Origin of the sequence: Janthinobacterium agaricidamnosum NBRC 102515 = DSM 9628 (assembly GCF_000723165.1) — a bacterium.
GTDB lineage: Bacteria > Pseudomonadota > Gammaproteobacteria > Burkholderiales > Burkholderiaceae_D > Janthinobacterium > Janthinobacterium agaricidamnosum.
On sequence record NZ_HG322949.1, the window covers coordinates 5,285,209 to 5,305,604 of the forward strand.

The following is a 20,396-nucleotide window of genomic DNA, read 5'->3' on the forward strand; positions in this document are numbered from 1 at the left end:
CAACTCCGCGGTTTTATTTCAGGCCGGCGATATAGTCGGAGACCGCCTTGATCTCATCGTCGGACAGGCGCTTGGCGAGGATCGTCATTTGCGGACTGTTCTTGCGGCCGCCCTGGCGGAACAGCGTCAGCTGCTCGCTGGTGTAGTCCTGGTGCTGGCCGGCGATGCGCGGATACTGGACCGGGATGCCCGCCCCGGCCGCGCCATGACAGCTGGCGCAGGCGGCGACGTTTTTCTCGGCGATGCCGCCGCGATAAATTTTCTTGCCCAGTTCAACCGTATCCTTGTTTTTCGCGGCGCCCGGCTTTTCGGCCTGGGTGCTCAGGTAGGCGGCGATGTTTTTCTTTTCCGCGTCCGTCAGCATCTTGGCGTAGGTCGCCATGATCGGCTGCTCGCGTCCCGGAGTGGTGAAATCGACCAGCTGCTTGTACAGGTAGCCTTCGTGCTGGCCGGCCAGTTTCGGATTGGCGGCGATGGTCGAATTGCCGCCGGCGCCGTGGCACGATACGCAGGCCGGCAAGCCGCGCGCGTTGTCGCCATCGGTGTACAGGGTGCCGCCCTTGGCCGCATCGGCCTTGACCGGCGTTGCGGCTGGCGCCGGCTTTTTCTCTTCGGCCGCGTGGGCGGTGGTCGAAACGGCGAGCAAGGCGGCAAACAAGGATTTTACAAACGGTGAAAATGCACGATTCATTCAAACACCCTGGGACTAGTAAAAAAAGTTGTTGTAAAGATCGCTGCCCGGTTCGACCTGTGAAAGCGCCGTCAGCGTGATTCCGCTGGCATGGCAACAATTCGTAACCCCTTATTGTACAATAGCTTTCTAGCGTAACCGCTCCATTTGTTGCATTTCTACCCACTCCATGTCTAAACTCTGGCAAGCCCGCTTCTTTACGACCGTCAACCAATTGCGTGATCTTCCTGACACGACCGTGCCGGAAATCGCCTTTGCCGGCCGCTCCAACGCCGGCAAATCGACCGCGATCAATATCTTGTGCAATCAGAAAGGTTTGGCCTTCGCATCGAAGACGCCGGGCCGTACCCAGCACATCAATTACTTTTCGATCGGCGGCGCCCACGTCGCGCAGCACCGCAAGGACGCCACCATCGTCGAAGAGATCGAATGCCTGCTGGTCGACTTGCCCGGTTACGGCTACGCGGAAGTGTCGGGTTCGGCCAAGCTGCACTGGCAACGCTTGCTGGGCGACTACGTCCAGCGCCGCGACCAGCTGGCCGCGCTGATCCTGATCATGGATTCGCGCCGCCCGTTCACCGACCTCGACATCCAGATGCTGGAATGGTTCGCCCCTACCGGCAAGCCGATCCATTGCATCCTGACCAAGGCCGACAAGCTCAACCGCAACGACTCGGTCAATGCGCTGCGCCAGGCCAAGGCCAGGCTCGACAGCTATGTCGATGAAGACGGCGAAGGTTTCCCCTTCACCGTGCAACTGTTCTCGGCGCTGAAACGCATCGGCATCGACGAAGCCAACGACAAGATCATGGAATTGGCCGGCATCACCGAAGATGCAGCGGCGGTGATGGAAAACGTCAAGCTGATCGACATGGAAGACGACGAGTAAATCCCTCTAATCATTTATCCGGACACCACAGCGATGCATCATTCCCAGACCACAGCCCAATTCCCCGGCATCCGCATGCGCCGCATGCGCCGCGACCCGTTTTCGCGCGCGCTGATGCGTGAAAACGTCGTCACCAGCGCCGACCTGATTTACCCGGTCTTCATCCTCGAAGGCACGAACCAGCGCGAGCAGGTAGCGTCGATGCCGGGCGTGGAACGGGTTTCGGTCGACCTGCTGTTGAAAGTGGCGCAAGAATGCGTGGCGCTGGGCATCCCGGTGCTGGCCTTGTTCCCGGTCATCGATGTCGCGCTGAAAACCCCGGACGGTATCGAGGCGACCAATCCGGACGGCCTGGTGCCGCGCGCCGTGCGCACGCTGAAACAGCACTTCCCGCAACTGGGCATCCTGACCGACGTGGCGCTCGATCCGTACACCAGCCACGGCCAGGATGGCTTGATCGATGAAAACGGCTATGTGCTCAACGACGCCACTACCGCCATGCTGATCCGCCAGGCGCTGACACAGGCGCGGGCCGGCGTCGACGTGGTGGCGCCGTCGGACATGATGGATGGCCGCATCGGCGCGATCCGCACCGCGCTGGAACAGGAACAATTCATTCATACCCGCATCATGGCGTATTCGGCCAAATACGCGTCGGCCTTCTACGGTCCGTTCCGCGACGCGGTCGGTTCCGCCAAGAACCTCGGCAAGGGCGACAAGAACACTTACCAGATGGACCCGGCCAATAGCGACGAAGCGCTGCGCGAAGTGGCGCTGGACTTGTCCGAAGGCGCCGACATGGTGATGGTCAAGCCGGGCATGCCTTACCTGGACATCGTGCGCCGCGTCAAGGATGAATTCAAGGTGCCGACCTTCGCCTACCAGGTCAGCGGCGAATACGCGATGATCAAGGCCGCGGCCCAGAACGGCTGGCTGGACCACGATAAAGTGGTGATGGAAGCGCTGCTGGCCTTCAAGCGCGCCGGCGCCGACGGCGTGCTGACTTATTTCGCGCTCGACGTCGCGCGCATGCTGAAAGCGCAGGCTTAAAGCGTCCTGACCTCAAAAAAGGCGGCTCCCGCATGATGCGGGAGCCGCCTTTTTTCATGGCCAGCCAAAGCCGGAGTAGCAGGCACAACGTTCAGGGCAAGGCGCATCGCCGCAGGCAGTACGACTGTACGACAAGGCGATGCAACGCAGCCATGGACGTTGTGCCAGCGACTCCTATCGGGCGCGACGGTAATTGGGGAAGAATTCCTGTAACAGGAACGCTTGCAATTCCGCCGTATCTTCGACCCGCGCGCTCATCGGTATATTGCGGCCCAGGCGGCGCGATTCCCACACGAAGTCGCCCGGTTTTTCCTGGCGGATCAACTGGATCATCTTCTTGACGATCGCCGTCTCGATATCGCGCTCGCTGCCGATGTCGACTTTTTCCTCTTTCAGCCAATTACGCTTGAAGTTGGTATTCCAGCCGCGGAACTTGATGGTCGCGCTGAACGAGGTCTGGTCGACGATCGAGAACACGCCGCCCGAATCGTCGCTGTCGGCGCCCGAATTACGGCCCTGGGCGCCGGCGATATTGGCCTTGGCGATGCGGATCGCGCGGTCGTTATCGCTCTCGGCCGGCGCTTGCGGCGGCGCTGGCGGCTGCGCATCTTCGCGGGCCTTGCGGCGCGCGGCGATCATCGATTCCATATCTTGCTGCGGCGGCGGTGGCGGCACTTTCATGGTCGCCACGACCGGCGGCGTAAAGGTTTTCTCGACCGGCTGTTCGCGCGGCGCATTGCGGGGAGTGACCGGTTTTTGCGGCGTCGGCGGCTTGACCTTTTCCTTCACCGGCTTGGTTTTCTTCGGCTCGCTCAGCGGCTTGGACAAGGGCTTGGTGCTCGGCGGCGCGATATACACCATCGCGCTTTCGCGTTTCGGCTGCGTCACCTTGACGATGGTATCGCTGCGCAACATGAAATACAGCGCGGCGATCACGTGCAGCAGAATCGAGATACCGATGCCGATGCGGCTCGATAAACTTCTTCCAGACCCGTAAGTTTCCGGCGGCTTGATCAATTGACCGCAGGTTTCGCAATATTCCGAATGGGCGGCCATCAAATGGGTCTTGTCATGCAAAATAAATAACACTTTCTTTGGAACGACATCGGAATAAGATCAAACGGCAGCCAGTGTGCCAGAGCGGCACATTTTTGTGAACCGCCGACGGCACAGACTACAGGATACAGTCTTTCTTTGCAGAACCTTGCCGACCGTGGGCAAAACCATGGCCGGATGATGATGCTAGGGTACTAGAGGCGGCTCTTTATTGTTGTTACCGTATGTATCAGTTTATTTGACCAAGCTGATAAAATTCGGTCAATCGCGGTAAACAGGGCATGGATGAAGGGCTGGAATCTGGCATCGGCGCGGCACGGACGCCGGTCGCGGCAAGAGGAAGGCCGGCGGCGCCGCGTCACTTTCCGCAAGAACCGGGCGCCGCCACTACGGGGAAGGGGCGATGGTGCGGCTGGTGCGCTTAGAGCCTATCCCAGTAGATGAATACGCCCTGTTCTGGCGCTCCTCAGGAACGGGGACTGCGTTGATCGTCGTCGCGTGGCCCGCCACGCGTCCTCCTCACGCCTGGTCCGCGCTCCTGATGCGCGGCCAGAACAAGACGCTCACTACTGGGATAGGCTCTTAGTCTGGCTACGTATCGCCCGCCATCAATTGCTCGTCGCTCATCGGGCCGTTGCCGCTGTATTTGTCGAGGAACAGATAAATCACCGGCGTGATGAACAAGGTGATGACTTGCGAGAACAGCAGCCCGCCGACCACCGCCAGGCCCAGCGGCTGGCGCAGTTCGGCGCCGGCGCCCAGGCCCAGCGCGATCGGCAGCGCGCCCATCAGGGCCGCCGCCGAGGTCATCATGATCGGACGGAAGCGCAGGATGCAGGCCTCGCGGATCGCCGCGGCCGGCGTCATGCCGTCGTTGCGCTGCGCATGCAGCGCGAAGTCGATCATCATGATGGCGTTTTTCTTGACGATGCCGATCAGCATCAGGATGCCGATGATGGCGATCATCGTCAAATCCAGGCCGAACAGGCGCAGCGTCAGCAGCGCGCCGACCGCCGCCGACGGCAAGCCGGCCAGGATCGTCAGCGGATGGATATAACTTTCATACAGCACGCCCAGCAGCACGTAGATCACCGCCAGCGCCGCCACGATCAAAATGATCTGGCTCGCCTGCGACGACTGGAACACCGCCGCGTCGCCGCCGTATTTGGTGATGATGGCCGGCGGCAAGCTCATCGCCGCGCCCATCTGGTCGATCTTGGCGGTGGCCACGCCCAGCGGCACGTCCGGCGCCAGGTTGAAGGCCACCGTCACGGCTTGCAGCTGGCCCTGGTGATTGACCGAGGTCGGGCCGATGGTGCGCCGCACGCTGGCAAAGCTGGACAGCTTGACCAGCTCGCCGGTCTTGCTGCGCACCGCGATCCTGGTCAGCGCATCGTCGTACTGGCGGTCCGGCGTGGCCGCTTCGAGTATCACGTAATAACTGGCGGCCGACGAATAAATGGTCGATACCTGGCGCTCGCCAAAGGCGCTGTACAAGGCGGTGCGCACGTCGGCAATTTGCACGCCGAGATTATTGGCCTTGTCGCGGTCGATTTCCAGCGACGCTTGCAAGCCCTTGATTTGCGAATCGCTGGTGACGTCGCGGAATACCGGGTCTTGCCGCATGCGCGCCAGGAATTTTTCGGCCCAGTCGTTCAAGGCATCCGGACTGACGCTTTGCAAAGTGTATTGATAACGGCTCTTGCTCTGGCGTCCGCCCAGCTGCAAGTTTTGCACCGGACGGAAATACACGGCGATGCCGGGCACGGTGCGGGCGGCGCGGCGCAGGCTTTCCAGCACCACCGGCATTTTCGGCCGCTGCTCGCGCGGTTTCAGCACCATGAACATGCGTCCGGTATTGCCGCCACCGACGAACGACGTCACGTCTTGCACGCTCGGGTCGGCTTGCAGCACGGCGGCGACGCGGTTTTGCAAGTCTTGCAGCGCGACCGACGAGATATCTTCCGACGCTTCGGTATTGATCTGGATTTGCCCCAGGTCCTCTTCCGGGAAAAAGCCTTTCGGGATCGTCGCATACAGCACCACCGTCAGCACAAACGTGCCCAGCGCGATCAGCAGCACCAGCGTACGATGGGCCAGCGCCTGGTCGAGCCAACGCACATAACCGTTCCTCAGCCACGTAAAGCCCGCTTCGAAATGGCGTCCGATAAAAGTGTCGTCGCCTTCGGCCTCATGCGCGCCGGCCGGCAGGAAGCGGCTCGACAGCATCGGCACCAGCGTCAGCGACACCAGCGCCGATACCAGGATCGACAGCGACACCACCACCGCGAATTCGTGGAACAGCAAGCCGATCACGCCCGGCATGAAAAAGATCGGGATGAACACCGCCACCAGCGACACCGAAATCGAAATGATCGTGAAGCCCATTTCCCTGGCGCCGACCAGCGCGGCCTGGATCGGCTTCTTGCCCATCTCGATATGGCGCACGATGTTTTCCAGCACCACGATGGCGTCATCGACCACCAGCCCGACCGCCAGCGTAATGCCGAGCAGCGACACGTTGTCGAGGCTATAGCCCAGCCAGTACAGCAGCGCCAGCGCGCCGAGCAGCGAAATCGGCATCGTGACGGCGGGAATGAAGGTCGCCGCGGCGCGCCGCAGGAACAGGAAAATCACCAGCACCACCAGGATCACGGTCAGCGCCAGCGTCAGGTTGACGTCGTGGATCGCTTCGCGGATCGAGACCGAACGGTCGTTGACCAGGCTGATCTGTATCGACGCCGGCAATTGCGCTTTAAAGTCAGGCAACAGTTTGCGCACCGCATCGACCACTTGCACGGTGTTCGCGTCCGGCTGGCGTTGCACCAGCAACGCGATCGACCGTTCGCCGTTAAAACTGCCGGCCGTCTTGGTCGACTGGAAACTGTCCTCGACCGTCGCCACGTCTTTCAGGCGCACCGGCTGGCCATTGCGGTTGGCGATGATCAACTCGGCAAAATCGACGGCCTTCATCATTTGCTTGTTGCCCTGGATGGTCAGCGTCTGGCTCGGGCCATCGAGGATGCCCAGCGGCGAATTGGTATTGGCGGCGCGCAAGGCGGCGGCCAGCTCATCCATCGTCAGGTTGCGCGCATTCATCAAATCGGAATGGGCGCGCACCCGCACCGCAAAACGCTTCTGGCCGTTGACGCTCACTTGCGCCACGCCCGGCAACGTCGACAGGCCAGGCGCGATCAGGTTTTCGGCGTAATCGTTCAAGTCCGACAAATTCAGCGACGGCGACGTCATCTGGATGAACAGCACCGGCGCATCAGCCGGATTGACCTTGCGGTAAGACGGCAAGTCGGTCATTTCCACCGGCAATTGGCGCTGCGCGCGCAGCAACGCCGCCTGCACGTCGACCGCCGCGTCATTGACGTTGATGCTGGGGTCGAATTCCAGCGTCAGCGAGGTATTGCCGAGCGTGCTGGTCGACGTGATCAGGCTCAGGCCGGCGATTGTCGAAAATTGCTTTTCCAGCGGCAGCGCGACCGATGACGCCATCGTGTCCGGGCTGGCGCCGGCCAGGTCGGCGCTGACGTTGATCACCGGGGTGTTGTAGCTGGGCAGCGCCGCGACCGGAATATTTCCATATGCCAGCACACCAGCCAAAATCACGCTGATCGACAGCAGCACCACCATCACCGGGCGGCGAATGCATAATTCTGACAGGTTCATGCTGGCTTGCCCTGCTTGGCGGCGACGTTGGCATGCGCGTCCCTGGCCGCATCCCCAGGCGCTTCCTTGACCTTGTCGGCGAGGCGCACCTTGCCGCCCGGACGCAGGTTTTGCTTGCCGTCGACAATCACCTGTTCACCGCCTTGCAGGCCGGACACCGCCGCGTTGCCCCCGAACGCATACAGCGTACTCACTTTGCGCACCCTGGCCGTATGCTCGCTGTCGACGATGTACACAAAGGTGCCGCTGGTATTGTTGATGATGGCGTTTTGCGGAATCACCAGCGCATCCTTCAACGTCTGCACCGTCAGGCGGGTATACACATACTGGCCCGGCCACAACTGGGTATCCTGGTTGGCGAATTGCGCCTTGACCCGGATCACGCCCGCTTGCGGATCGACGGTGTTGTCGATGAAGCTCAGCGCGCCCCGCACTTCCTTGCCGCCGGCGTCCGGCAGCAGCGCCTGCACCGGCACCGTGCCGGCCTTGTTGGCGGCCAGCAAACCCGACAGCCTACTTTCAGGCAAGGTAAACGCCACCGTGATCGGATCGAGCTGGGTAATCGTGGTCAGCGACGTGGCCAGTTGCACCAGGCTGCCCGCATACACCGGGATCGCGCCGACCCGGCCGCTCATCGGCGCGCGGATGGTGGTGTAGCTGGCGTCGACTTGCACCGCGCGCAAGGCGGCGGTATCGGCGACCAGCAGCGCCCGGGCCGAATCGCGCTGGCTTTTCAGCGTATCGACGGCGCCCTGGGCGATGAAATTCTTGCTCAGCAATTCCATGCTGCGTTTGTATTGACGCTCGACATCGGCCAGCGCGGCCTGGTCGCGCAACACCTGCGCCTTGGCCTTGTCGACATTGGCGTGTTCGCTGCGCGCATCGAGCGTGAACATCAAGTCGCCGGCCTTGATGAACTGGCCTTCGCGGATATGCACCTTGGTAATCGTGCTGGTGGTTTGCGGATGCAGGTCGACGCTGCTGATCGGCGTTACCGTGCCGTTCGCTTGCAACACCACCGGCACATCCTGGCGCAGCGGCGTAATGGTGCTGACCACGGTGGCTGGCTGCGCCGCGCCGGCGCCGCCCTTGCCGCCTTCCGGCCCCGGCTTTTGCGTGAAATACCAGGCGCCGGCGACTATGCAAACGGCCGCGCCCACCAAGATTACCGTGGTTGTTTTTTTCATTTTTTTATCACGCTTCCACTGCGGGAAGCTGTAGGTTGATCAATCTTGCTTCAATACATGAACCGGGCATTGTCGCATAACTTTGACCAGGGCCAGACAGCCTTCTGGCCACTGAAGGTCATAGTGTAAGACAGGCAGATGGCGCCATGATGACAGGCAGGCAAGAGAATAAAACAAGACAGCAAGGCTAGACACTAAAGCAATACAGCTGGACAAGAGAGTAACACTGGAAGGGCACGGTCTCCAGCGCGGCCGGTCCCTCATTTGCCGCCGTAATATTCCGGCACGATCAAGGTGACTTCCAGCCCGCCGTCGACGTGGTTGGCCAACAACACACTGGCGCCATGCTGCTCGGCGATATTGCGCGCGATCGTCAGCCCGAGGCCGGTGCCGCCGGATTCGCGCGAACGCGACGTTTCGATGCGGTAAAACGGTTCAAACACTTTCGCCATCTGGTCTTGCGCGATGCCGGGGCCGCCGTCGCGGATGCGGATGCGCGCCGCGCCGGCGATCCGCTCCACCGTCACATTAGCGTACTGGCCATATTTGACGGCGTTGTCGATCAGGTTCACCAGGCAGCGCCGCAGCGCGATCGGGCGGCCCATCAGCGCCATGCCGGCGTGACCGTTCAGTTCGACGCGCTGGCCGGCGTCGGTGGCGTCGGCGCACACGCTGTCGAGCAGCGAGTCGAGGTCGAGCGCCTGCATGGTTTCGGTGGTGTCCATCGACCGCGCCAGGTCCAGGCCTTCCTTGACCATGCCTTGCATCGCCGACAGGTCGCCGACCAGTTTTTCATGCAATTCGTGGTCGGCGACTTTTTCCAGCCGCAAGCGCAAGCGGGTCAGCGGGGTTTGCAAGTCGTGCGTGATGGCCGCCAGCATCTGGGTGCGCTGGAAGATATGCTGGCGTATGCGCGCCTGCATCGCATTGAAGGCCGCGCTGGCCTGGCGGATTTCGCTGGCACCGGCCAATTCCAGCGGCGGATGGTTGATATCGTTACCCAGGTCCTTGGCCGCTTGCGCCAGGTGTTTCAGCGGCCGCATCGTCATCCGCGTGACCAGGTAGGCCAGCGCCGCGATACTGATCAGGAACGGCAGCAAGGTGGTCCAGTCGTTGTGCTCGATGCGCGCCGGCAGCGCGCGCGGCGGCAAGACGGTCAGGCGCAGCCAATGGCCATCGCGCATGCGCACGTCCATCGATTCGCACACGCCGCCCCATTGGGTCGAACCGAACAGGGTGCTCGGCTTGCGCGGCTGGCCGCACGCCGCCGGCCGCACGGGAAGCGGCGTCAACTTGAACTCGTCGCCCAGGCGTGCCGCCAGCGCGCCCGAAAACTCGGTCGGCGGCACTGTCCTGGCCGCCGCCGCAGCAGCCGGCTGGGGGCTGATTTCCAGCCGCAAGTTACCGCGGTTGATCACGGCCAGATAGGCCGCGCGCGACGCCAGCGGCACCACGTCGGCCGCCTGCACCAATTGCTCGGCTCGTTCGACGGCGTGGAAATCGCGGTATTGCTCGATCGCGCGCTGCCGTTCGCCGACCGCCAGCCATTGCGTCAGCGCGGCCGACGCGACCACGCCCAGCAGCAGCACGATGAAGACGCGGCCGGTCATCGATCCGAAAAAAGCCCTCATGCCGACGACTCCACCGTGACCTGGCCAGCCAGCACATAACCGCCGTTACGCACCGTCTTGATGATTTGCGGCAAGCGCGCATCTTCGCCCAGCTTTTGGCGCAGCCGGCTGATCTGGATATCGATCGAGCGGTCGAACGGATCGGCGTCGCGGCCCTGGGTCAGGTTCAGCAGCTGGTCGCGGTTCAAGACCCGGTTCGGATGTTCGAGGAATACCCGCAGCAAGCGGAATTCGGCGCCCGACAGCATGATCACGATGCCATCCGGATTTAATAAATGGCGCGCGGTCAGGTCCAGCGTCCAGCCGGAAAAGCGGATTTGCTGCGCCTTGTCGGACGGCGTATTGGACGGCATCGCATGGCTGCGGCGCAATACGCTGCGTATCCGCGCCAGCAACTCGCGCGGCTCGAACGGTTTCGGCAAATAATCGTCGGCGCCCATTTCCAGGCCGAGGATGCGGTCCAGCGGCTCGCTGCGGGCGGTCAGCATGATCACCGGCAACGATGAATGGGCGCGCAGCTTGCGGCACAGCGTCAGGCCGTCGTCGCCCGGCAAGTTCAGGTCGAGCACCAGCAAATCGGGGCGCGCCTCGTCGAGTATCTTCCACATGGCGGCGCCATCGCCGGCCCCCAGCGTGCGGTAGCCATTGGTTTCCAGGTAATCCGCCAGCAAGGTGCGGATATCGCGGTCGTCGTCGACGATCAATATAGTTGAAGTGGGTTCCATGGTTTCAATTATCCCCAGTTAAAGCCCGCGTGACTAATGTGTATTTGTATCGTCTTGTATATGCGACCACAGACGAAACATATCGATACAAAACGCGGCGCAGCCGACACTTCGGCGTAACAAGGTGCGTCCAAAATGATTCCATGTGCAGTGTACTGAATAAGTTGTGTCTAGTGCACATGTTCCGTTGACCTTAAAAAGGAATCAAAATGAACACATTCCGCAAGAGTTTGCTGATCGGCCTGAGCGTGATCGGCATGGGTGCGACCACCCTCGGCGTGCAAGCGCAGGAAGCGGCCCCGGCGCCGGCCGCCCATACCCGCCCGACACCTGAACAGCGCGCCGCCAGGATGGCCGGCCGCATGGCGAAATACCAGGCCAGACTGCATGACAAGTTGAAACTGACCGCCGCACAGGAACCTGCCTGGCAAACGTTCATCGCGTCGGCCACGCCCAAAGGCCCCGGCGCGCGTGCTGGCCGCAACGCGATCGCCGCGATGAGCGCGCCGCAGCGCCTGGAACAGTGGATCGCCCTGTCGAAAGACCGCATCGCGGCCCAGGAAACTCGCCTGGCCGCGCTGAAAACGTTTTACGCGGTGCTGACCCCGGAACAGCAAAAAGTGTTTGATGACAGCGTTCCTGGCGGTCAGCATGGCTGGCATCGCGCTGGCCATGGCGGCATGGGGCACGACCCGGCACAGCAATAATCGCCACCGGACATGAAAAAGGGAGCAACGCCAGGCGTTGCTCCCTTTTTCATCCCTGCGGCTTATTGCTCACAAATTACTGCAGCTTGCTGAGCGAGATCAAGAACTTGTCCGTATTCTGGAAACCGATGACCCTTGAATCGGCGATTTCCTGGCCTTGCGGATTGAACATGATGATGCCCGGCGGGCCAAACAAATTAAAGCGTTTCAGCATCGCCTTGTCGTCCGCATCGTTGGCCGTCACGTCGACCTGCAACAAGACGGCGCCGGCCATCCTGGCCGCCACTTGCGGATCGACAAACGTCAGCTTTTCCATTTCCTTGCATGACACGCACCAGTCGGCATAAAAGTCGAGCAAGGCCGGCTTGCCATTCAGCTGGCCCAGCGCGGCGTCGAGCTGGGCCACGGTCTTGATGCGGGTAAACGCGGCATGGACCGGCGCCGCGCCGGCGCCGCGCAAATGCGCCAGCGGCGCCAATGGATCGCGCCCGCCGCTGGCCACGCCGACCAGTTGCAAGGCGCCCAGCACCGCGAAAACAAGGCCGACCGATTTGGCGACCCAGCCGCCTTTACCGTTCAGCAAATACATGCCGTAGCCGATGCCCAGCGCGGTCCAGCCCAGCATTTGCACGGCGCCCGGCAAGACCGGCGACACCATCCACCATGCGGTGACCAGCAGCATGAAACCGAAGAAGCGCTTGATGCTGTCCATCCAGGCACCGGTGCGCGGCAGCAGCCAGCCGGCCGATGCGCCGACCAGCAACAGCGGAATGCCCATGCCGATCGCCAACGCGAACAGCGCCTGGCCGCCGATCACGGCGTTGCCGGTCTGGCTGATATACACCAGCGCGCCCGCCAGCGGACCGGCCACGCACGGGCCGACGATCAGCGCCGAAATGGCGCCCATGACAAACACGCCGGCCAGCTTGCCCGATGCTTGCTGGTTCGATGCATTGGTCAGGCGCTGCTGCAGCGCGGCTGGCACTTGCAGCTCATAAAAACCGAACATCGACAGCGCCAGCGCCGCCATCAGCAACGCGAAAATGCTCAGCACCCATGGATTTTGCAAGCGCGCCGCCAGGCCTTCGCCCAGCAAGCCGGCCGCCACGCCCAGCGCCGTGTAGACGATGGCCATGCCCAGCACATAGGTCAGCGACAGCAGGAAGGAGCGCGAACGCTTGATGCCGGCGCCTTCGCCGACGATGATCGACGACAGGATAGGCACCATCGGCAGCACGCACGGCGTGAACGACAGGCCCAGGCCCAGCAGCAGGAACAGCGGCACGATGACCAGCAGCTTGCCGCCTTTCAATGCCGCTTCGATGACGCCCATTTCGCTGCTGGATGGCGCGGCCGCGGTAGCTGGCGCGGCGGCCGGGCTCGATATCGTCGATTCAGGAGTCGCCACGCCGATCACGGAAACGCCAGGCGACGCTTGCGCTTCAGGGCCGTTGACCAGCGGCGCGGCCGGCAGCGCGAATTTCGATGCCGCTGCGCCCGGCGCCACGCTTTGGCCGGCGCCGCCGCCGACCAGCTTGATACTGGCTTCTTGCGGCGAATAGCACAGTCCCTTGTCGGAGCAGCCCTGGCTGGTCACGCTCAGCGTAAATGCGCCGGCGGCGTCGACTGGAATGGTGAATGTGACGCTCTTGCGATAGGTTTCGACGTCTTTTTCAAAGGTCTTGTCGTAGTGGACCGTCCCTTTCGGCATCAGCGGCGCCCCCAGCCTGGCGCCGCTGGCGGAGACCTTGAAATGTTCGCGGTACATATAATAACCGTCGGCGATCTGGTAGCTGACCGCCACGGTCGACGGATCCTGCATGCGGGCCGAGAACTTGAACGCGACTTGCGGATCGAGGAATTCATCGTCGGCGCGGGCTGGCGCCATGCTCAGCAGCGCAAGCGCGAGCAGCAGGCAGGCCGACAGCCAGACCATGGCCCGGGCGGCCATACGGGAGGATCGGGGACGGGAAAGCGACGGGGAGGCTGGACTGAACATGTAACCCTTTTCTCGGCAACAACTGCCATTCGACTCAAAGCGCGCGGTCACACGGTATTGCCGCACGGAAGCAGAATACTACACCGCCAAAATGAAAGTTGTCTTAAAAAGCAAAAAAGCCAGGCTAGGCCTGGCTTTCTCGACTACCGCCATCCGATTACTCGGCAGCGACTGCTTCTTCCACTTCGGTGACTTCCGGACGATCCAGCAGCTCGATGTAAGCCATAGGAGCGTTGTCGCCGACGCGGAAACCCATTTTCAGGATGCGCAGGTAGCCGCCGTTACGGTTAGCGTAACGTGGGCCCAGTTCAGCGAACAGTTTGACAACCATTTCGCGGTCGCGCAGGCGGTTGAAGGCCAGACGCTTGTTTGCCAGGGTGTCGGTTTTGCCCAGGGTCAGAATCGGCTCGATAACGCGGCGCAGTTCTTTCGCTTTTGGCAAGGTGGTTTTGATCGCTTCGTGACGCAGCAGGGATACTGTCATGTTGCGCAGCATCGCCAGACGGTGGGACGAAGTACGATTCAGTTTACGGAGGCCGTGACCGTGACGCATGGTAAATCCTTTCGGTGAGAGAGTTTAATTCCAGTTCTTCGATCGACTGAAGGAGACTTTGGGTCTCGATCAGCCGCGGACCGGTTTGGTACTTCAAAATAAAAACCTGGGACACCTGTCCCAGGCAGTTTGCTACAAATTACACACTACACATTACTTTTCCAGGCCGGCAGGCGGCCAGTTTTCCAGCTTCATGCCCAAGGTCAAGCCGCGCGACGCCAGCACTTCCTTGATTTCGTTCAGGGACTTGCGGCCCAGGTTCGGCGTTTTCAGCAGTTCGTTTTCCGAACGCTGGATCAGGTCGCCGATGTAGTAGATGTTTTCCGCTTTCAGGCAGTTTGCCGAACGCACGGTCAACTCCAGGTCGTCGACTGGACGCAACAGGATAGGATCGACCAGCGGCGCGCGCGATGGCGCTTCGGCGGCGGCTTCGGTGCCTTCCAGGGCAGCGAACACATTCAACTGGTCAACCAGCACGCGGGCCGATTGACGGATCGCTTCTTCCGGCGAAATCACGCCGTTGGTTTCGATGTTGATGATCAGCTTGTCCAGGTCGGTACGCTGTTCGACGCGCGCCGATTCAACGGAGTACGACACGCGGCGCACTGGCGAGAACGACGCGTCCAGGATGATGCGGCCGATGGTCTTGTTGGTGTCTTCGGACAGGCGGCGCACGTTGCCAGGAACGTAGCCACGGCCTTTTTCGACCTTGATCTGCATGTCCAGCTTGCCGCCAGCGGTCAAGTGGGCAATCACGTGGTCCGGGTTGATCAGCTCGACGTCGTGCGGCAGATCGATGTCGGAAGCCAGGATCGCGCCTTCGCCTTCTTTTTTCAGGGTCAAGGTGACCGAATCGCGGTTGTGGACCTTGAAAACCACACCCTTCAGGTTCAGCAACAGATCGACGACGTCTTCCTGCACGCCATCGAGGGAGGAATATTCGTGTACGACGCCGGCGATCGTCACTTCGGTCGGCGCGTAGCCTACCATCGACGACAACAGGACGCGGCGCAACGCGTTACCCAATGTATGGCCATAGCCGCGTTCGAACGGCTCCATCACGACTTTAGCGTGGCCGGCGCCGAGCGCCTCTACATCGATAATACGTGGCTTCAACAAACTGTTTTGCATGAAATGTCCTTTTCAATACCCTCGGCTCATTACACCGATAAGGCTGATGGCATTAATAAAACCGCCCACTTGAAAGTGGGCGGCGGATACTCTTGACTACTATTAACGCGAGTACAGCTCGACGATCAGCGATTCGTTGACGTCGTTGGCGATTTCGTTACGCTCTGGCAGGGACTTGAAGGTACCTTCCATTTTCTTGGCATCAACCGAAACCCAGCTAGGCATACCAACTTGTTCAGCCAGCGACAGTGCTTCAACGATACGCACTTGCTTTTTCGATTTTTCACGAACAGCGATGATGTCGCCTACTTTGACCGAGTACGAAGCGATGTTGACAACGATACCGTTCACGGTGAACGCTTTGTGGCTGACCAGTTGACGCGCTTCAGCGCGGGTCGAGCCAAAGCCCATGCGGTAGCAAACGTTGTCCAGACGGGTTTCCAGCAACTTCAACAGCGTTTCGCCGGTGTTGCCTTTACGACGGTCTGCTTCAGCGAAGTAGCGGCGGAATTGACGTTCCAGCACGCCGTACATGCGCTTCACTTTTTGCTTTTCGCGCAGTTGGTTACCGTAGTCCGAGGTGCGGGCGCCGGATTTGACACCGTGTTGGCCTGGTTTGACGTCCAGTTTGCACTTCGAGTCGAGCGAACGACGAGCGCTCTTCAGGAACAGGTCAGTGCCTTCACGGCGGGAAAGTTTTGCTTTAGGTCCGATATAACGTGCCACGATACTTCCTTTTTTTAAATGATAACGCCCCAGCCACATGCATGATTAATCACACCGATGCGGTTAGGCGCTAGTCTGATTTCACTTCAATCAGACGGTGGCTGAAAACGAAAAACCCGTCAAACAGGATTTGACAGGCAAGAACAGCCGGGCAGTATAACCGTTTCCGGCTCCCTGCTCCAGCGTTTTTACTCAACTGTACTGCGCAGACTACACAGCAGCTGGCGCCGTAGCGCCGTCTGCAGTGCAAGTCTTAGATACGACGGCGTTTCGGTGGACGGCAACCGTTGTGCGGTACCGGGGTCACGTCCTGGATTTCGGTGATCTTGATACCCAGGTTGTTCAACGCGCGAACGGCGGATTCACGACCAGGACCTGGGCCCTTGATGCGTACTTCCAGGTTCTTCACGCCACACTCAACAGCAACCTTGCCGGCCGCTTCAGCAGCTACCTGCGCTGCGAAAGGGGTCGATTTACGCGAACCCTTGAAGCCTGCACCGCCCGAAGTTGCCCACGACAGCGCATTGCCTTGACGATCGGTGATGGTGATGATCGTGTTATTGAACGAAGCGTGGACATGTGCGATGCCTTCAGCGACGTTCTTTTTTACTTTTTTACGCACGCGTGCTGATGCGGCGTTATTTTGCGACTTGGCCATAGTTATTCCCTAGCGATTATTTTTTCAGCGATTGAGCTGCTTTACGCGGGCCCTTGCGGGTACGTGCATTGGTACGCGTACGCTGGCCACGGCAAGGCAGACCCTTGCGATGACGCATGCCGCGGTAGCAACCCAGATCCATCAAACGCTTGATGTTCATCGAGATTTCACGACGCAGATCGCCTTCGACGATGAATTTACCTACTTCATCGCGCAGCTTTTCCAGTTCGCTGTCGTCCAGATCTTTGATCTTTTTGTTGGTTGCTACACCGGTCGAAGCACAGATTTTCTCTGCGCGTGGACGGCCAACACCGTAGATGGCGGTCAAGCCGATAACAGTGTGCTGATGATTTGGGATATTAACCCCTGCAATACGTGCCATTTGTTATTCCTCGATTAACCTTGACGCTGCTTGTGACGCGGTTCCACGCAGATAACGCGGACTACGCCTTTGCGCTTGATGATCTTGCAGTTGCGGCAGATCCGCTTGACTGATGCGAGAACTTTCATTTTTGGGCTCTTTCTTTCGCTTCTTTGGTTTGATTCACTGTGTTACTTGGTCCGGAACACAATGCGTGCTCGGCTCAGATCGTAAGGCGTCAACTCCACTGTCACCTTATCGCCAGGAAGGATGCGAATATAATTCATCCGCATTTTACCTGAAATATGTCCGAGCACCACGTGTCCGTTTTCCAGCTTCACTCGAAATGTTGCATTTGGGAGATTCTCAAGAATCTCGCCCTGCATCTGTATGACGTCGTCTTTTGCCATTCGGTATGTTTACCGCGCTTATCGCGTCGGAATTCCGCCCTTGAAATTTGCTTTGCGCAGCAGCGAATCATATTGCTGCGACATCACGTAGTTCTGTACTTGTGCCATGAAATCCATGGTGACAACTACAATAATCAATAAAGAAGTGCCGCCAAAATAAAATGGCACTTTCCACTGGGCCTGCATAAATTCCGGCAATAAACATACCAGGGTGATGTAGACTGCGCCGGCAAGTGTCAACCGTGTCAGGATCTTGTCGATGTAACGTGCTGTTTGCTCGCCTGGACGAATCCCGGGAATAAATGCGCCGCTTTTCTTCAAGTTGTCCGCTGTTTCCTTGCTGTTAAACACCAGCGCGGTATAGAAGAAACAGAAAAACACGATAGCCACTGCATACAACAGCGCATGGATAGGCTCACCAGGCCCCATCGATGCTGCCAAATCTTTCAAGAACCGCACCGCAGGGTTAGCGTTGTCGGCGCCCTTTGAAAACCAGTCCACGATCGTGGCCGGGAACAAGATGATCGACGAAGCGAAGATCGGCGGGATCACGCCGGCCATGTTCAGCTTCAACGGCAAATGGCTGGTTTGACCGCCATAAATCTTGTTACCTACCTGGCGCTTCGCATAGTTGACCAAGATTTTGCGCTGGCCACGTTCGACAAATACCACGAAGAACGTTACCACGCCGATCAGGATCACGATGAAAATCGCGGATACGCTACCGATCGCGCCCGTCGACACCTGGCTGAACAAACCGCCCAGAGCCGATGGCAGACCTGCTGCAATCCCGGCAAAAATGATGATCGAGATGCCATTCCCCAAGCCGCGCTCGGTGATTTGCTCTCCCAACCACATCAAAAACATAGTGCCGGTCAACAAGGTAACGACCGTTACGAAGCGGAACGCAAGACCAGGGTCCAGGACCAGATTCGGTTGCGATTCCAGTGCGACTGCAATGCCCAGCGCTTGAAACAACGCCAGCGCCACCGTGAAATACCGGGTGTACTGGGTGATCTTGCGACGGCCTGCTTCGCCTTCTTTTTTCAACGCTTCCATCTGCGGCGAAACGATCGACAACAACTGCATGATGATCGAGGCCGAAATGTAAGGCATGATACCCAGCGCAAACACTGTAAAACGAGACAAGGCACCGCCCGAGAACATGTTGAACATGCCCAGGACGCCGCCTTCGTGCTCCTTGAACAGCGCGGCTAATTGTGTCGGGTCAATCCCGGGAACCGGGACATGAGCACCGATACGATAAACCACCAATGCGCCAAGCAAAAACCAGAGCCGTCCCCATGGGAAGCCGGCCGCTGCACTTTTAGCAAGTTGTGGATTAGTCGCCAATTTTCGCTCCGATCAAGCTGTTATAGCGGTCAACTCAGGCTACTGAGCCGCCGGCTGCTTCGATGGCGGCTTTCGCGCCAGCGGACACTTTCAAGCCCTTCAAATTCACCGCTTTGGTGATTTCGCCGGACAAGATCACGCGCACGTCACGGGCCAACACGCCCAGAACGCCAGCTTGCTTCAAGACCAGAATGTCGACTTCGCCAACCGCCAGGTTGTTCAGATCGGACAGGCGCACTTCAGCTTTGAAGGTGGCGTGCATCGATTTGAAACCGCGCTTAGGCAGACGGCGTTGCAGAGGCATTTGACCGCCTTCGAAACCGACTTTATGAAAGCCGCCCGAACGCGATTTTTGACCCTTGTGACCACGGCCCGAGGTTTTACCCAGGCCAGAGCCGATACCGCGGCCGACGCGACGCTTGTAATGCTTGGCGCCTTCGGCTGGTGCAATAGTGTTCAATTCCATGATTTGCTCCGTTCGTGTAAGCCCGAAGGCTTACCCGACAACTTTAACGAGATACGATACTTTATTGATCATGCCGCGTACGGATGGGGTGTCTTGCAGTTCGGAAACCGAATTTACACGACGCAGACCCAGACCGCGCACGGTAGCGCGATGCGATTCGCGCGTACCGATCAAGCCTTTGACCAATTGCACTTTGACTGTGTTTGTCATTTTGTCCGCCTTAAGCCAGAATGTCTTCGACCGATTTGCCGCGTTTGGCAGCGATATCGGCAGGAGTGCTCATTTTTGCCAAGCCGTTCAATGTAGCGCGAACCAGGTTGTAAGGGTTGTTCGAACCGGTGGATTTCGCCACCACGTCGGTCACGCCCATTACTTCAAAGATCGCGCGCATTGCGCCGCCGGCGATCACGCCGGTACCCGGTTTAGCCGGGTTCATCAGCACCTTGGAGGCGCCGTGACGACCAGTGACGGTGTGCTGGAGGGTACCGTTTTTCAGCGGAACCTTGACCAGGTTGCGGCGTGCTTCTTCCATTGCTTTCTGCACACCGACCGGCACTTCTTTCGACTTGCCCTTGCCCATGCCGACGCGGCCATCGCCATCGCCAACCACGGTCAGAGCCGCAAAACCCATGATACGACCACCCTTGACCACTTTGGTCACGCGGTTGATCGCGATCATTTTTTCGCGCATGCCGTCATCCGGCTTGTCGCCTTGCATTTTTGCTTGCATTTTTGCCATGACGATTCTTCCTTAGAACTTCAGACCGGCTTCACGCGCGGCTTCTGCCAACGCCTTCACACGGCCGTGGTAACGGAAACCGGAGCGGTCAAACGCGACTTCGGTAATCCCTGCTTTCAACGCTTTTTCAGCGACGCGCTTGCCGATCAAGGCTGCAGCGGCGGCATTGCCGCCTTTGCCGGATTGACCTGCCAGTTCAGCGCGTACTTCAGCTTCAGCGGTCGAGGCCGAAACCAGGACTTTAGCGTCCGGGCTGATCAGGTTGGCGTAAATGTGCAGGTTGGTGCGGTGCACCGACAAGCGATTTACTTTCAATTCCGCGATCTTGATGCGGGTTTGGCGTCCGCGGCGAAGCCGTGATTCTTTCTTATCCATCGTCAGCCCCT

General features: G+C 59.7%; 22 protein-coding genes. 3 read left to right on the forward strand and 19 right to left on the reverse strand.

The window, feature by feature from the left end; genetic code table 11:
* Window positions 1-13 precede the first annotated feature (13 nt).
* The gene (locus GJA_RS22800; protein ID WP_038496969.1) at window positions 14-691 is read right to left on the reverse strand and encodes a c-type cytochrome; all 678 of its coding nucleotides are present in this window, start codon (window positions 689-691) and stop codon (window positions 14-16) included.
* Between the two features lie 169 nt (window positions 692-860).
* On the opposite strand from GJA_RS22800, the gene yihA reads away from it, so the two are divergent.
* Both yihA and hemB read left to right on the forward strand, forming a co-directional pair.
* A complete protein-coding gene (gene yihA / locus GJA_RS22805) occupies window positions 861-1,580 on the forward strand; it encodes a ribosome biogenesis GTP-binding protein YihA/YsxC (protein ID WP_038496971.1) in 720 nt (239 codons plus the stop codon).
* 33 nt (window positions 1,581-1,613) lie between these two features.
* Window positions 1,614-2,630 carry a porphobilinogen synthase gene (gene hemB / locus GJA_RS22810; RefSeq protein WP_038496974.1) on the forward strand — a complete coding sequence of 339 codons (1,017 nt, stop codon included), beginning with the start codon at window positions 1,614-1,616 and terminating at the stop codon, window positions 2,628-2,630.
* Between the two features lie 174 nt (window positions 2,631-2,804).
* Here hemB and GJA_RS22815 read toward each other — a convergent pair whose 3' ends face one another.
* The 5 genes from GJA_RS22815 to GJA_RS22835 all read right to left on the reverse strand — a co-directional run bounded on the left by GJA_RS22815 (window position 2,805) and on the right by GJA_RS22835 (window position 10,907).
* A complete protein-coding gene (locus tag GJA_RS22815; RefSeq protein ID WP_242404608.1) occupies window positions 2,805-3,719 on the reverse strand; it encodes a hypothetical protein in 915 nt (304 codons plus the stop codon).
* 558 nt (window positions 3,720-4,277) lie between these two features.
* A complete protein-coding gene (locus GJA_RS22820) occupies window positions 4,278-7,364 on the reverse strand; it encodes an efflux RND transporter permease subunit (RefSeq protein ID WP_038496977.1) in 3,087 nt (1,028 codons plus the stop codon).
* Window positions 7,361-8,551, reverse strand: coding sequence for an efflux RND transporter periplasmic adaptor subunit (locus GJA_RS22825; RefSeq protein ID WP_038496980.1), 1,191 nt, complete (start codon window positions 8,549-8,551; stop codon window positions 7,361-7,363). Before GJA_RS22825 ends, GJA_RS22820 begins: the two co-directional genes overlap by 4 nt.
* Before the next feature lie 260 nt (window positions 8,552-8,811).
* Window positions 8,812-10,182, reverse strand: a complete 1,371-nt coding sequence (locus tag GJA_RS22830) for an ATP-binding protein (protein ID WP_038496983.1) — start codon at window positions 10,180-10,182, stop codon at window positions 8,812-8,814.
* On the reverse strand, window positions 10,179-10,907 hold the full coding sequence (locus GJA_RS22835; protein WP_038496986.1) for a response regulator: 729 nt from the start codon (window positions 10,905-10,907) through the stop codon (window positions 10,179-10,181). The genes GJA_RS22830 and GJA_RS22835 overlap by 4 nt, the downstream gene beginning before the upstream one ends.
* Window positions 10,908-11,116: 209 nt before the next feature.
* Here GJA_RS22835 and GJA_RS22840 point away from each other — a divergent pair, with 209 nt between their 5' ends.
* Window positions 11,117-11,614 carry a Spy/CpxP family protein refolding chaperone gene (locus GJA_RS22840; protein ID WP_038496989.1) on the forward strand — a complete coding sequence of 166 codons (498 nt, stop codon included), beginning with the start codon at window positions 11,117-11,119 and terminating at the stop codon, window positions 11,612-11,614.
* A gap of 76 nt (window positions 11,615-11,690) precedes the next feature.
* On the opposite strand, the gene dsbD is transcribed toward GJA_RS22840, so the two are convergent.
* The 13 genes from dsbD to rplR all read right to left on the reverse strand — a co-directional run bounded on the left by dsbD (window position 11,691) and on the right by rplR (window position 20,385).
* A complete protein-coding gene (gene dsbD, locus GJA_RS22845) occupies window positions 11,691-13,565 on the reverse strand; it encodes a protein-disulfide reductase DsbD (protein ID WP_051781262.1) in 1,875 nt (624 codons plus the stop codon).
* 205 nt (window positions 13,566-13,770) lie between these two features.
* Window positions 13,771-14,166 (reverse strand): 50S ribosomal protein L17, encoded by a 396-nt coding sequence (gene rplQ / locus GJA_RS22850; protein WP_038496992.1) that lies wholly within the window; start codon window positions 14,164-14,166, stop codon window positions 13,771-13,773.
* Between the two features lie 153 nt (window positions 14,167-14,319).
* Window positions 14,320-15,297, reverse strand: coding sequence for a DNA-directed RNA polymerase subunit alpha (locus GJA_RS22855; RefSeq protein ID WP_038496995.1), 978 nt, complete (start codon window positions 15,295-15,297; stop codon window positions 14,320-14,322).
* Window positions 15,298-15,399: 102 nt separating this feature from the next.
* Complete coding sequence (gene rpsD, locus GJA_RS22860) at window positions 15,400-16,023, reverse strand: 30S ribosomal protein S4 (RefSeq protein ID WP_038496998.1); 624 nt, start codon at window positions 16,021-16,023, stop codon at window positions 15,400-15,402.
* A gap of 253 nt (window positions 16,024-16,276) precedes the next feature.
* Window positions 16,277-16,681: a 30S ribosomal protein S11 gene (rpsK, locus tag GJA_RS22865; RefSeq protein ID WP_010394475.1), complete on the reverse strand. Its 405-nt coding sequence runs from the start codon at window positions 16,679-16,681 to the stop codon at window positions 16,277-16,279.
* Window positions 16,682-16,697: 16 nt separating this feature from the next.
* Entirely contained in the window at window positions 16,698-17,063 is a 366-nt protein-coding gene (gene rpsM, locus GJA_RS22870; protein WP_038497004.1) for a 30S ribosomal protein S13, read from the reverse strand.
* A 14-nt stretch (window positions 17,064-17,077) separates the two neighbouring features.
* Window positions 17,078-17,191 carry a 50S ribosomal protein L36 gene (rpmJ, locus tag GJA_RS26910; RefSeq protein ID WP_010394471.1) on the reverse strand — a complete coding sequence of 38 codons (114 nt, stop codon included), beginning with the start codon at window positions 17,189-17,191 and terminating at the stop codon, window positions 17,078-17,080.
* Between the two features lie 42 nt (window positions 17,192-17,233).
* Window positions 17,234-17,452, reverse strand: a complete 219-nt coding sequence (infA, locus tag GJA_RS22875; protein ID WP_005663428.1) for a translation initiation factor IF-1 — start codon at window positions 17,450-17,452, stop codon at window positions 17,234-17,236.
* 18 nt (window positions 17,453-17,470) lie between these two features.
* Entirely contained in the window at window positions 17,471-18,805 is a 1,335-nt protein-coding gene (gene secY, locus GJA_RS22880) for a preprotein translocase subunit SecY (RefSeq protein WP_038497008.1), read from the reverse strand.
* Window positions 18,806-18,839: 34 nt separating this feature from the next.
* On the reverse strand, window positions 18,840-19,271 hold the full coding sequence (gene rplO, locus GJA_RS22885; protein WP_038497011.1) for a 50S ribosomal protein L15: 432 nt from the start codon (window positions 19,269-19,271) through the stop codon (window positions 18,840-18,842).
* 30 nt (window positions 19,272-19,301) lie between these two features.
* Window positions 19,302-19,481: a 50S ribosomal protein L30 gene (gene rpmD, locus GJA_RS26915; RefSeq protein ID WP_010394435.1), complete on the reverse strand. Its 180-nt coding sequence runs from the start codon at window positions 19,479-19,481 to the stop codon at window positions 19,302-19,304.
* Between the two features lie 10 nt (window positions 19,482-19,491).
* Entirely contained in the window at window positions 19,492-20,010 is a 519-nt protein-coding gene (rpsE, locus tag GJA_RS22890; protein WP_038497012.1) for a 30S ribosomal protein S5, read from the reverse strand.
* 12 nt (window positions 20,011-20,022) lie between these two features.
* Window positions 20,023-20,385: a 50S ribosomal protein L18 gene (rplR, locus tag GJA_RS22895; RefSeq protein WP_010394431.1), complete on the reverse strand. Its 363-nt coding sequence runs from the start codon at window positions 20,383-20,385 to the stop codon at window positions 20,023-20,025.
* Window positions 20,386-20,396 lie beyond the last annotated feature (11 nt).